Genomic DNA, 12,106 nt, shown 5'->3' with positions numbered 1-12,106 from the left:
TCCGCCCTCTCGGCGCATCCCTGCGCCTCGCCCCGGCCTGCAGGAAACGCCTCAGCGATTTACAGCCGGACCAGGGCATCGCTGAGAGCCCTCAGTCATTCTGAAAGCAGCGTTATTGCTTCTGCTTACAAATTACCGGGGAGCCCTCAGCCATTGTCGAGAGGGTGAGGGGACGTTAGCTGAAATCACCCTGCTGGCGAGCCACCAGCGTCAGAATGGAGTACAGCGCTACCGCCTGCTGGTGCTGATTGAAAATCTCAACCGCCCATTCGACCACGCCGGTGGGTTTTTCATCCGCCGTACGCTGTTTCTTCAGGGTTTTACGTTTGCAGGTCAGGCGCACCTGGATGGTATCGCCCGGTTTCACCGGCTCGATAAAGCGCAGGTTTTCCATGCCGTAGTTGGCAATTACCGGCCCCACACCTGCATCAACAAACAGCCCGGCGGCAGCGGAAATCAGGAAGTAACCGTGTACCACCCGCTCGCCAAAGATCGACTCCGCTGCGCCAATTTTGTCCATGTGAGCATAGAAATGATCCCCGCTCAGGCAGGCAAAGTTAACGATATCGGCTTCCGTCAGGGTTCGGCGCGGCGTCAGCAGGCTGTCGCCCGGCTGCAATTCCTCGAAGTATTTGCGGAACGGATGAACGCGATCTTCATGCACCGTCGCGCCGCGTACCCACTGTTTGCCGATGGCGGCCAGCATGGTCGGGCTGCCCTGAATGGCGGTGCGCTGCATATAGTGTTTGACCGCACGCAGGCCACCCAGCTCCTCGCCGCCGCCTGCACGTCCGGGACCGCCGTGCACGAGCTGCGGAAGCGGAGAACCGTGGCCGGTAGACTCTTTTGCTGACTCTTCATTGAGGATCTGAATGCGACCGTGTGCCCGCGCTGCACCAGAAATAAACTGGCGGGCGAGCGCGGGATCCGCCGTGACCAGCGTCCCGGCCAGGCTACCGCCGCCCGCGCGGGCAAGCTGCATCGCATGGTCTGCGTGGCGATATGGCATGAGAGTCGCCACCGGGCCGAACGCTTCGGTGGCGTGCACCGCCGGGGTTTCATCCGGCTGCGGGCAAAAGAGCAGGGTTGGCGGGTAAAACGCTCCGGCGGCCTGCAGATCGGCTTTTCCGCCCAGGCGAACCTGGCAGCCTGCGGCCACAAGCTGATCCACTTTCTCCTGCACATCCGCACGCTGTTCGTTGTTGACCAGGGAACCCATTTTTACGCCTTCCTGCGCCGGGTCGCCCACCACCACCTTTTCCAGCCGGGCGATCAGCGCCTGACTTACCGCGTCAATCTGGTGTTGCGGCACGATAATGCGGCGGATGGCGGTACATTTCTGTCCGGCCTTGGCGGTCATCTCACGTACAACCTCGCGAATGAACAGGGCGAACTCGGGCTGTTCCGGCGTCACGTCTTCTCCCAGCACGCAGCAGTTCAGGGAGTCGGCTTCCATGGTGAACGGGATCGCGTTTGCCACAATATTCGGGTGAACACGCAGAGTCTGGCCGGTGCTGGCGGAGCCGGTAAACGTCACCACATCCTGGCTGTCGAGATGGTCCAGCAGATCGCCCGCGCCGCCGCAGATCAGGCTGATGGCGCCGTCCGGCACCAGACCGCTCTCCACGATCGCTTTCACCATCGCCTGCGTCACCTGCGCGGTGGCGGTAGCGGGTTTGATGATCGCCGGCATCCCGGCAAGCCACGTGGGGGCGAGTTTTTCCAGCATTCCCCAGCAGGGGAAGTTGAAAGCGTTAATATGCACCGCCACGCCCGATTTTGACGTCAGCACATGGCGCGCCGCAAAGCCGCCTTCTTTCGACAGCGGGAGCAGTTCGTCCTCGGGCCACAGCGTGTCGTCCGGTAATTCACGGCTCCCCAGACTGGCATAGGTGAACAGCGTGCCAATCCCACCTTCAATATCTACCCAGCTGTCGGCCTTTGTCGCGCCGGTCTGGGCTGAGAGAGCATAAAACGTCTCTTTCAGGCTGAGCAGGTGCTTCGCCACCGCTTTCAGCATCGCCGCGCGTTCGATAAAGGTCATGGCGTGGAGGGCTTCACCGCCATGCGTAATGGCATAACGACGTGCCGCCGCCATGTCCAGCCCTTCGCTGGTCACGCTCCAGAGCGCTTCACCGCTGATGGCGTGAGGAATAGTACGTTCGCGGCCCCGGCCAGACTGCCAGACACCGGACAAGAAACTGGCTAACTGCTGCATCTCTTATCTCCACATGTTTCGTTATTTCACTATCAATAGTTTAATCATGAATCATAAAAATCAAGCTGAGTTTTAATGAATTGTTAACAATGTGATCTCAAGGGAAGGTGCGCGGCGGTTGTAGCCCTGATGTGGCGGCCTTTGCGCAAAAGCCCTGCGAGCGACATCACAAAATCAGGAAACATTTCTTGGGGGTATATTTAACCTTTGTGTAACTTTTAAAAAACAAAGTGATTCACAATTACGCTTTAAGTTGCAAACTAACGAATCATAAAGGTGATGACGTGACGCAAGAACAACGCTTTGAGCAGCGCATAGCGCAGGAGACGGCGATTGAGCCTCAGGACTGGATGCCGGAAGCCTATCGCAAGACGTTGATCCGCCAGATTGGTCAGCACGCCCACTCTGAAATTGTCGGCATGCTGCCGGAAGGGAACTGGATCACCCGCGCCCCGACGCTACGCCGCAAAGCGATCCTGCTGGCGAAAGTGCAGGACGAAGCCGGGCACGGGCTCTATCTCTACAGCGCGGCTGAAACGCTGGGCTGCGCGCGGGAAGACATCTACCAGAAAATGCTCGACGGCAAGATGAAATACTCCTCCATCTTTAACTATCCGACGCTGAGCTGGGCCGATATCGGCGTAATCGGCTGGCTGGTGGACGGTGCCGCCATCGTCAATCAGGTGGCGCTGTGCCGGACCTCTTACGGGCCGTACGCCCGCGCGATGGTGAAAATCTGTAAAGAAGAGAGCTTCCACCAGCGTCAGGGGTTTGAAGCCTGCATGGCGCTGGCGCAGGGAAGCGACGCCCAGCGGCAGATGCTGCAGGACGCCATCAACCGTTTCTGGTGGCCCGCCCTGATGATGTTCGGACCAAACGACGACAACTCGCCGAACAGCGCCCGCAGTCTCGCCTGGAAAATTAAACGCTTTGGCAATGACGAACTGCGTCAGCGCTTCGTCGACAACACCATCCCGCAGGTGGAGATGCTGGGGATGACGGTACCCGATCCCGACCTGCGCTTTGACGAGGAAACCGGCCACTACCGCTTCGGTGAGATTGACTGGCAGGAGTTTGACGAGGTGATCAACGGACGCGGGATTTGCAACCACGAACGCCTGGCCGCCAAGCGCAAAGCCTGGGAAGAGGGGGCGTGGGTGCGTGAAGCCGCACTGGCGCATGCAGAAAAACAACGCGCCCGTCAGGCCGCATAAGAGGAAATCACGATGAGCAATGTCTACTGGCCGCTGTACGAAGTGTTCGTACGCAGCAAACAAGGGTTATCCCACCGCCATGTTGGTAGTCTGCATGCCGCTGACGATCGCATGGCGCTGGAAAACGCACGGGATGCCTATACCCGCCGCAGCGAAGGCTGCTCGATCTGGGTGGTGAAGGCGAGCGAGATCGTTGCCTCTCAGCCGGAAGAGAGCGGCGAGTTCTTCGACCCGGCGGAAAGCAAGGTCTATCGCCACCCCACGTTTTACACCATCCCTGATGGCATCGAGCATATGTGAGGTCAGGGATGAAAACAGTATCTGCATACGCCCTGCGTCTGGGCGACAACGGTCTGGTGCTCTCGCAGCGCCTCGGAGCCTGGTGCGGACACGCGCCGGAGCTGGAAATCGACCTTGCGCTCGCCAACATCGGTCTCGATCTGCTGGGGCAGGCGCGCAACTTCCTCGCCTGCGCGGCAGAGCGGGAAGGTCAGGGCGATGAAGACACCCTGGCCTTCGGCCGCGATGAGCGTCAGTTTCACAATTTACTGTTGGCAGAACAGCCGAACGGCAACTTCGCCGACACGATCGCCCGCCAGTATCTGATGGACGCGTGGAATGTTGCCCTCTACGAGCGGTTGATCCACAGCAGCGACAGCCAGCTTGCCGCTATCGCCGCCAAGGCGATTAAAGAGGCGCGTTATCACCTGCGCTTTAGCCGCGGCTGGCTGGTGCGCCTGGGAGACGGCACCGAAATCTCGTCGCAAAAAATGCAGCAGGCCATCGACAACCTGTGGCGCTTTACGGCCGAGTTGTTCGAGGCGGATGACGTTGAGCTTGAACTGATTGAGTCCGGCGTTGCGGTTGATCCGCGCACCCTGCGCCAGCCGTGGGAACACGAAGTGTTTGCCGGACTGCGGGAAGCCACCCTGCGCGTGCCCGATGAGACGGCCTATCGCACCGGCGGAAAACGCGGGCTGCATACCGAGCATCTGGGCCCGATGCTGGCAGAGATGCAGTATCTCCAGCGCGCGTATCCCGGTCAGCAGTGGTAAAGGAGAACGCCATGCAACGTCTTGTCGACATCGCCCCCCCACAGGTTCCGCACATCTGGTCTCTGTTAAGCCAGATCCCGGACCCGGAAGTGCCGGTGCTCACCATCACTGATTTAGGCATGGTGCGTAGCGTCACCGCGCAGGGCGAAGGCTGGGCGATTGGCTTTACGCCAACCTATTCAGGCTGCCCGGCGACGGAACACCTGCTTGGCGCCATCCGCGACACCCTGACGGCGCACGGTTATACGCCGGTGCACATTGTGCTGCAGCTGGAACCCGCCTGGACGACCGACTGGATGACCGCCGATGCGCGTGAACGTCTGCGCGCGTATGGCATCAGCCCACCCGTGGGGCACAGCTGTCATGTCCACGTTCCCGCTGAGGTGAGCTGCCCGCGCTGCGCCAGCACCGACACCTCGCTTATCAGTGAGTTTGGTTCTACGGCCTGTAAGGCGCTGTATCGCTGTAATACCTGCCGCGAACCCTTCGACTATTTCAAATGTATTTGAGGTTGTCATGACAACGTTTCATTCATTAACAGTGGCAAAAGTAGAACCCGAAACCCGCGATGCGGTGACCATCACCTTCGCGGTTCCGCAGGCGTTGCAGGAGGCTTACCGCTTTCGTCCCGGCCAACACCTGACCCTGAAAACCAGACTGGGTGCAGACGAATTGCGCCGCTGTTACTCCATCTGCCGGAGTAGCGCGCCGGGGGAGATCAGCGTCGCGGTTAAAGCCATTGAAGGTGGACGTTTCTCCCGTTACGCCCGGGATGAGATCAAACCGGGCATGACGCTGGAGGTGATGGTTCCCCAGGGGCATTTTGGCTATCAGCCACAGCCTGAACGGGAAGGTCACTATCTGGCGATTGCCGCAGGCTCCGGCATCACCCCGATGCTGGCGATTTTATCCGCCACGCTGGCCGCTGAACCAAACAGCCACTTCACCCTGATCTACGGCAACCGCAGCAGCCAGAGCATGATGTTCCGTCAGGCGCTGGCAGACCTGAAGGATAAATACCCGCAGCGGTTGCAGCTGCTTGCCATCTTCAGCCAGGAGCGGCTGGACAGCGACCTGCTTTACGGCCGTATCGACGGTGAAAAGCTGCAGGCGCTGGCAAAAACGCTGATCAACTTCCGCCAGTACGACGAGGCCTTTATCTGCGGCCCGGCCGCGATGATGGACGAGGCTGAAGCGACCTTAAAAGCGCTGGGAATGGCCGAAAAATCCATTCACCTTGAGCGGTTCAATACGCCGGACACGGCCGTTAAGCGCGCGGTGAGCGTGCAGGCAGAAGGCCAGAAGGTGATCGTGCGCCAGGACGGACGTGACCGCGAGATCGTCCTCACGGCGGACGACGAGAGCATTCTTGATGCCGCCCTGCGCCAGGGGGCTGATCTGCCGTATGCCTGTAAGGGAGGCGTCTGCGCCACCTGTAAATGCAAAGTGCTGCGCGGCAAGGTGGACATGGCGACCAACTACAGCCTGGAGCCGGACGAACTGGCCGCCGGGTATGTACTGAGCTGTCAGGCACTGCCGCTAACCGCCGACGTGGTCGTCGACTTTGATGCTAAGGGGATGGCATGAGCGAACTTCTGGTCACCCGTTATGACCGCGTGCTGCAACTCACGCTCAACCGGCCGGCGGCACGCAACGCCCTTAACAATGCGCTGCTGACACAGCTTGCAGAACAGCTGGAGGCGGCGGCCAGCGATAACACCCTCTCTGCCTGTGTGATTTACGGCAGCGAGCGCTGCTTTGCGGCCGGAGCCGATCTCAACGAAATGGCAGAAAAAGATCTGCCTGCCACCCTGAACGATAGTCGTCCTCAGCTGTGGAAGCGGATTGACGCCTTCAATAAGCCGCTGATTGCCGCCGTGAACGGTTTTGCACTCGGGGCTGGCTGCGAGCTGGCCCTGCTGTGCGACGTAGTGATTGCCGGTGACAACGCCCGCTTCGGACTGCCGGAAATTACGCTTGGGATCATGCCTGGTGCGGGCGGTACGCAGCGCCTGATCCGCTGCGTGGGTAAATCGCTCGCCAGCAAAATGGTACTGACCGGGGAAAGCATTACGGCGCAGCAGGCCCAGCGTGCCGGTCTGGTCAGCGACGTTTTCCCGGCCTCGCTGACGCTGGAATACGCCCTGAAACAGGCAGCGCTGATGGCGCGCCACTCGCCGCTGGCGCTACAGGCGGCTAAACAGGCGCTGCGCCAGTCACAGGAGGTGCCACTGCAGGCGGGGCTGGCCCAGGAGCGCCAACTGTTCACGCTGCTCTCGGCCACGGAAGACAGGCGAGAAGGCATCGACGCCTTCTTACAGAAACGTACTCCCGACTTTAAAGGACGCTAATTGTGAAATTTATTCTCAGTCATGTAGAGCAAGGCGTAATGACCCTGACGCTGAACCGTCCGGAGCGTCTGAACAGCTTTAACGATGTGATGCACCAGCAGCTTGCAGAATGCCTGAAGCAGGCCGAGCGCGATGAGACGATCCGCTGTCTGCTGATCACCGGCGCAGGGCGCGGCTTCTGTGCCGGGCAGGATCTGAACGACCGTAACGTCGACCCGAACGGTCCTGCGCCGGATCTGGGGATGTCCGTCGAGACCTTTTATAACCCGCTGGTGCGTCGTCTGGCTGCGCTGCCAAAACCGGTGATTTGCGCGGTCAACGGCGTGGCGGCCGGAGCAGGAGCCACGCTGGCGCTGGGGTGCGACATGGTGATTGCCGCGCGCTCCGCCACCTTTGTGATGGCCTTCAGCAAGCTGGGGTTAGTCCCGGACTGCGGCGGAACCTGGTTCCTGCCGCGCGTGGCCGGACGTGCCCGCGCTATGGGGCTGGCGCTGCTTGGCGACAAACTGAGCGCCGAACAGGCGCACGCCTGGGGAATGATCTGGCAGGTGGTGGATGACGACCAGCTCTCCAGCACGGCGCAGCAGCTGGCGCTGCACTTTGCCTCGCAGCCCACCTTTGGGCTGGGGCTGATCAAGCAGGCGATCAATGCCGCGGAAACCAATACCCTGGACGCACAGCTTGACCTGGAGCGCGATTATCAACGGCTGGCCGGACGCAGCGACGATTACCGCGAAGGCGTGAGCGCCTTTCTGGCGAAGCGCGCACCGAATTTTACGGGGAAGTAAGATGCTGAACATTCGTACTGTCGCCGTCATTGGAAGCGGCACGATGGGCGCCGGAATAGCCGAAGTCGCGGCAAGCCATGGGCATCAGGTGATGATGTACGACATTGCCTCAGACGCCATTTCCCGCGCCATTGACGGCATTCGCCAGCGCCTGGCCTCCCGGGTGACGCGGGGCAAACTCACTGAGGAGGCGTGTGGGCAGATCCTCGCCCGGCTGACCCCGGTCACGGATATCAGTGCGCTAACCACGGCGGACCTGGTGATAGAAGCCGCCTCCGAGCGCCTTGAGGTGAAAAAAGCGCTGTTTGCCGAACTGGCGGAGATCTGCCCGCCGCAGACCCTGCTTACCAGCAACACATCTTCTATCTCGATCACGGCGATTGCGGCGGATATCCGTCATCCAGAGCGAGTGGCAGGCCTGCATTTCTTTAACCCGGCACCGGTGATGAAGCTGGTGGAGGTGGTGAGCGGGCTGGCGACCTCGCCGGAAGTGGCCGACGCGCTGTTCGAGCTGGCGCTGAACTGGGGGAAACAGCCGGTGCGCTGCCAGTCAACGCCGGGCTTCATCGTAAACCGCGTGGCGCGTCCGTTCTATTCCGAAGCCTGGCGCGCGCTGGAGGAACAGGTTGCAGCCCCTGAAGTGATTGATGCGGCCCTGCGCGAAGGCGGCGGTTTCCCGATGGGGCCGCTGGAACTGACCGATCTGATTGGGCAGGACGTTAACTTCGCCGTGACCTGTTCGGTGTTTAACGCATTCTGGCAGGAGCGGCGTTTTCTCCCTTCACTGGTGCAGCAGGAGCTGGTACTGGCGGGGCGACTGGGCAAAAAAAGCGGGAAGGGCGTTTACGACTGGCGCGGCGAATCGCCACAGGTGCCATGGCTCGACGCGATCAACGACAGCTTTAGCCCGATGCGGGTTGAACGAAAGCGTGACGGTGTCACGGAAATCGATGATGTGTTGCTAATTGAAACGCAGGGCGAAACCGCTCAGGCGCTGGCGCTGCGCCTCAACTGCCCGGTGGTGGTGGTTGATCGCATTGAGCGCGACGTGGCGGTGATTGCGTCGGCAGCCAGCAACCCGCATACCGCGACGCAAAAAGTCATCCGCTACCTGCAACAGCAGGGAAAGCGGGTGGTGCAGATTGCCGATTACCCTGGCCTGCTGGTCTGGCGCACGGTGGCGATGATTGCCAACGAAGCGCTGGATGCGCTGCAGAAAGGGGTCGCGAGCGAAAAAGATATCGATACCGCCATGCGTCTGGGCGTGAACTACCCGTCCGGGCCGATTGCCTGGGGCGAGCGGCTGGGCTGGCAACGTCTGTTAACGCTGCTGGAAAACCTGCAGCGTCATTACGGCGAAGAACGTTATCGCCCCTGTTCACTGCTGCGCCAGCGTGCGCTTCTGGAGAGTAGCTATGAGTCATAACGCCTGGCATAACGCCCGCACCATGTACGAACAGGATGCCTGCGCGCAGGCAATGGGGATGGACATTATCGACATGGACGAAGGTTACGCAGTGGTGACCATGACCATCACCCCGCAGATGCTTAACGGCCATAAAACCTGCCACGGCGGACAGCTCTTCTCGCTGGCCGACACCGCGTTTGCCTACGCCTGCAACAGCCAGGGGCTGGCGGCGGTGGCCTCTGGCTGCACAATCGATTTCCTTCGACCGGGCTTTGTCGGAGACAAGCTGACCGCCACCGCGCGGGTTAAGCATCAGGGCAAACTGACCGGCGTGTATGACATCGAAATTCAGAACCAACAACAGAAAACCGTCGCTCTCTTTCGCGGAAAATCCCACCGCATCGGCGGCAATGTGACAGGAGAAGCCTGATGCGTGACGCATTTATTTGTGATGGGGTGCGAACCCCGGTGGGGCGGTACGGCGGGGCGTTATCCGCCGTACGCGCGGACGATCTGGGCGCTATACCGCTGCGTGCCTTGCTGGAGCGCTATCCGCAGCTCGACCCGGAGCGGATTGATGATGTGATCTTCGGCTGCGCCAACCAGGCGGGGGAAGACAACCGCAACGTGGCGCGTATGGCGTCGCTGCTGGCCGGGCTGCCGCAGACCGTCTCCGGCACGACGATCAACCGCCTGTGCGGCTCGGGGCTGGATGCGGTTGGCTTTGCTGCACGCGCCATAAAATCCGGTGATGGCGATCTGCTGATTGCCGGTGGCGTGGAGTCGATGTCCCGCGCGCCGTTTGTGATGGCGAAAGCCACCGCGGCGTTTCAGCGCCAGGCGGAGATCTTCGATACCACCCTTGGCTGGCGATTTGTGAATCCGCTCATGCATCAGACGTTCGGAACTGACAGCATGCCGGAAACGGCAGAGAATGTAGCTGAATTGTTAAATATCAGCCGTGCCGATCAGGATGCGTTCGCGCTGCGCAGCCAGCAGCGTACCGCCCTGGCGCAGCAAAACGGCATTCTGGCGCAAGAGATTGTGCCGGTGCTGGTGCCGGGGAAAAAAGGGACCGTCACGGAGGTCTCTGTTGATGAGCACCCGCGCGCCGACACCACGCTGGCGCAACTTGCCGCCCTGAAAGCGCCGTTTCGCAAAGATGGCGTCGTTACCGCAGGTAACGCTTCTGGGGTGAACGATGGCGCCGCTGCACTGATTATCGCCAGCGAGCAGATGGCGCTCGCACAGGGGCTTGTGCCGCGCACGCGGATTGTGGCCATGGCCACCGCAGGCGTGGAGCCACGTCTGATGGGGCTAGGGCCGGTGCCCGCCACCCGTAAAGTGCTGGAGCGAGCGGGGCTCAGTATTAACGAGATGGATGTGATTGAGCTGAACGAAGCCTTCGCCTCCCAGGCGCTGGGCGTGCTGCGTCAGCTGGGTTTGCCGGACGATGCCGCACACGTCAATCCGAACGGAGGGGCCATTGCGTTAGGCCATCCGCTGGGAATGAGCGGTGCCAGGCTGGTGCTGGCCGCGAGCAATGAATTGCATCGACGCCACGGGCGCTACGCGCTGTGTACGATGTGCATCGGTGTGGGTCAGGGCATTGCCATGATCCTTGAACGTGTTTGAGCGAACAATAATGTGAGTACCCTGCGATGATAAATACAACAAAGCTTGATCCGATCGAAACCGCGTCCATTGACGAATTACAGGCGTTGCAGACCCAACGTCTGAAATGGACGCTGAACCACGCCTATAACAACGTGCCGATGTACAAACGTAAGTTTGATGCCGCGGGCGTTCACCCTGACGATTTCCGCGAACTGGCCGATATTCGCAAGTTCCCGTGCACCACCAAGCAGGATCTGCGCGATAACTATCCGTTCGATACCTTCGCCGTACCGATGGAGCAGGTGGTGCGTATTCACGCTTCCTCCGGCACAACCGGGAAACCGACCGTCGTGGGCTATACCCAGGGGGACATTGACAACTGGGCCAATCTGGTGGCCCGCTCCCTGCGTGCCGCCGGGGGCAGCGCGAAGGACAAAATCCATGTGGCCTATGGTTATGGTCTGTTTACCGGCGGGCTGGGCGCTCACTACGGTGCCGAGCGTTTAGGGGCCACGGTGATCCCGATGTCCGGCGGCCAGACCGAGAAGCAGGCGCAGCTGATCCGCGATTTTAAGCCGGATATGATCATGGTGACGCCTTCCTACTGCCTCAACCTGATTGAAGAGCTGGAGCGCCAGATGGGCGGCGATGCCAGCGCCTGCTCCCTGCGCGTGGGCGTGTTCGGTGCCGAGCCGTGGACCCAGGCGATGCGTCATGAGATCGAAAAACGGTTAGGCATTACGGCGCTGGATATCTACGGCCTTTCGGAAGTGATGGGGCCGGGCGTGGCGATGGAGTGTCTCGAAACCGCCGACGGCCCGACCATCTGGGAAGATCACTTCTACCCGGAGATCGTCAACCCGAACGACGGCACCCCGCTTAATGACGGCGAGCAGGGCGAACTGCTGTTCACCACGCTGACCAAAGAGGCGCTGCCGGTGATCCGCTATCGCACCCGCGACCTGACCCGTCTACTGCCGGGTACCGCCCGCACCATGCGCCGCATGGACAGGATCAGCGGTCGCAGTGATGACATGCTCATTATCCGCGGTGTAAATGTCTTCCCGTCGCAGCTGGAAGAGGAGATTGTGAAATTTGAGCATCTCTCTCCGCATTACCAGCTGGAGGTGAATCGTCGGGGGCATCTTGATTCACTTTCTGTAAAAGTGGAGCTGAAAGAGAGCAGTCTTTCGCTGACCCACGAACAGCGCTGTCAGGTCTGCCATCAGCTGCGTCATCGCATTAAATCGATGGTCGGGATTTCCACGGACGTCATGATCGTTAACTGCGGCAGCATCCCGCGCTCGGAGGGGAAAGCCTGCCGGGTGTTTGACCTGCGTAAAGTGGCGGCCAACGGTTGAATTATCCTTATTCTACGTTCCCTCTCCCTTTGGGCTGAGGGATCCCCAGTAATTTTTTACCGAAAGCGATGATGTTGCTTCAGGAAAATGAATG

The 12,106-nt window shown here is 60.4% G+C and carries 12 protein-coding genes; 11 read left to right on the top strand and 1 reads right to left on the bottom strand.

Translation table 11 applies throughout. The annotated features are described in order from the left end of the window. Window positions 1–175: 175 nt before the first annotated feature. Window positions 176–2,218, bottom strand: a complete 2,043-nt coding sequence (paaZ, locus tag AK59_RS0122660) for a phenylacetic acid degradation bifunctional protein PaaZ (RefSeq protein WP_029883885.1) — start codon at window positions 2,216–2,218, stop codon at window positions 176–178. Window positions 2,219–2,502: 284 nt separating this feature from the next. Here paaZ and paaA point away from each other — a divergent pair, with 284 nt between their 5' ends. The 11 genes from paaA to paaK are packed head-to-tail and all read left to right on the top strand — an operon-like array spanning window position 2,503 to window position 12,012. Further along, on the top strand, window positions 2,503–3,432 hold the full coding sequence (gene paaA / locus AK59_RS0122655; RefSeq protein ID WP_013096761.1) for a 1,2-phenylacetyl-CoA epoxidase subunit PaaA: 930 nt from the start codon (window positions 2,503–2,505) through the stop codon (window positions 3,430–3,432). A gap of 12 nt (window positions 3,433–3,444) precedes the next feature. Further along, entirely contained in the window at window positions 3,445–3,732 is a 288-nt protein-coding gene (gene paaB / locus AK59_RS0122650) for a 1,2-phenylacetyl-CoA epoxidase subunit PaaB (protein ID WP_003857353.1), read from the top strand. Between the two features lie 8 nt (window positions 3,733–3,740). Then, window positions 3,741–4,487: a 1,2-phenylacetyl-CoA epoxidase subunit PaaC gene (gene paaC / locus AK59_RS0122645; protein ID WP_023621630.1), complete on the top strand. Its 747-nt coding sequence runs from the start codon at window positions 3,741–3,743 to the stop codon at window positions 4,485–4,487. Between the two features lie 11 nt (window positions 4,488–4,498). Further along, window positions 4,499–4,996, top strand: coding sequence for a 1,2-phenylacetyl-CoA epoxidase subunit PaaD (gene paaD / locus AK59_RS0122640; RefSeq protein ID WP_029883884.1), 498 nt, complete (start codon window positions 4,499–4,501; stop codon window positions 4,994–4,996). Window positions 4,997–5,003: 7 nt separating this feature from the next. Then, window positions 5,004–6,074 carry a 1,2-phenylacetyl-CoA epoxidase subunit PaaE gene (gene paaE / locus AK59_RS0122635; RefSeq protein WP_029883883.1) on the top strand — a complete coding sequence of 357 codons (1,071 nt, stop codon included), beginning with the start codon at window positions 5,004–5,006 and terminating at the stop codon, window positions 6,072–6,074. Further along, a complete protein-coding gene (gene paaF / locus AK59_RS0122630) occupies window positions 6,071–6,838 on the top strand; it encodes a 2,3-dehydroadipyl-CoA hydratase PaaF (RefSeq protein WP_013096757.1) in 768 nt (255 codons plus the stop codon). Before paaE ends, paaF begins: the two co-directional genes overlap by 4 nt. Further along, on the top strand, window positions 6,838–7,626 hold the full coding sequence (gene paaG, locus AK59_RS0122625) for a 2-(1,2-epoxy-1,2-dihydrophenyl)acetyl-CoA isomerase PaaG (RefSeq protein WP_029883882.1): 789 nt from the start codon (window positions 6,838–6,840) through the stop codon (window positions 7,624–7,626). The genes paaF and paaG overlap by 1 nt, the downstream gene beginning before the upstream one ends. Window position 7,627: 1 nt before the next feature. Then, a complete protein-coding gene (gene paaH, locus AK59_RS0122620) occupies window positions 7,628–9,052 on the top strand; it encodes a 3-hydroxyacyl-CoA dehydrogenase PaaH (protein WP_029883881.1) in 1,425 nt (474 codons plus the stop codon). Beyond that, the gene (gene paaI / locus AK59_RS0122615; protein ID WP_013096754.1) at window positions 9,042–9,464 is read left to right on the top strand and encodes a hydroxyphenylacetyl-CoA thioesterase PaaI; all 423 of its coding nucleotides are present in this window, start codon (window positions 9,042–9,044) and stop codon (window positions 9,462–9,464) included. The genes paaH and paaI overlap by 11 nt, the downstream gene beginning before the upstream one ends. Further along, window positions 9,464–10,669, top strand: a complete 1,206-nt coding sequence (pcaF, locus tag AK59_RS0122610) for a 3-oxoadipyl-CoA thiolase (protein ID WP_029883880.1) — start codon at window positions 9,464–9,466, stop codon at window positions 10,667–10,669. Before paaI ends, pcaF begins: the two co-directional genes overlap by 1 nt. 26 nt (window positions 10,670–10,695) lie before the next feature. Further along, entirely contained in the window at window positions 10,696–12,012 is a 1,317-nt protein-coding gene (paaK, locus tag AK59_RS0122605) for a phenylacetate--CoA ligase PaaK (protein ID WP_023621640.1), read from the top strand. Window positions 12,013–12,106 lie beyond the last annotated feature (94 nt).

The organism is Enterobacter sp. T1-1, assembly GCF_000710795.1.
GTDB lineage: Bacteria > Pseudomonadota > Gammaproteobacteria > Enterobacterales > Enterobacteriaceae > Enterobacter > Enterobacter cloacae.
This window is presented reverse-complemented; position numbering and strand designations above follow the sequence as displayed.

Excerpts from the sequence above, each read along its gene's own strand:
- paaE (WP_029883883.1), top strand. The coding sequence starts at position 5,004 with ATGACAACGTTTCATTCATTAACAGTGGCAAAAGTAGAACCCGAAACC.
- pcaF (WP_029883880.1), top strand. The coding sequence starts at position 9,464 with ATGCGTGACGCATTTATTTGTGATGGGGTGCGAACCCCGGTGGGGCGG.
- paaK (WP_023621640.1), top strand. The coding sequence starts at position 10,696 with ATGATAAATACAACAAAGCTTGATCCGATCGAAACCGCGTCCATTGAC.
- paaI (WP_013096754.1), top strand. The coding sequence starts at position 9,042 with ATGAGTCATAACGCCTGGCATAACGCCCGCACCATGTACGAACAGGAT.
- paaF (WP_013096757.1), top strand. The coding sequence starts at position 6,071 with ATGAGCGAACTTCTGGTCACCCGTTATGACCGCGTGCTGCAACTCACG.
- paaH (WP_029883881.1), top strand. The coding sequence starts at position 7,628 with ATGCTGAACATTCGTACTGTCGCCGTCATTGGAAGCGGCACGATGGGC.
- paaZ (WP_029883885.1), bottom strand. The coding sequence starts at position 2,218 with ATGCAGCAGTTAGCCAGTTTCTTGTCCGGTGTCTGGCAGTCTGGCCGG.
- paaB (WP_003857353.1), top strand. The coding sequence starts at position 3,445 with ATGAGCAATGTCTACTGGCCGCTGTACGAAGTGTTCGTACGCAGCAAA.
- paaD (WP_029883884.1), top strand. The coding sequence starts at position 4,499 with ATGCAACGTCTTGTCGACATCGCCCCCCCACAGGTTCCGCACATCTGG.
- paaC (WP_023621630.1), top strand. The coding sequence starts at position 3,741 with ATGAAAACAGTATCTGCATACGCCCTGCGTCTGGGCGACAACGGTCTG.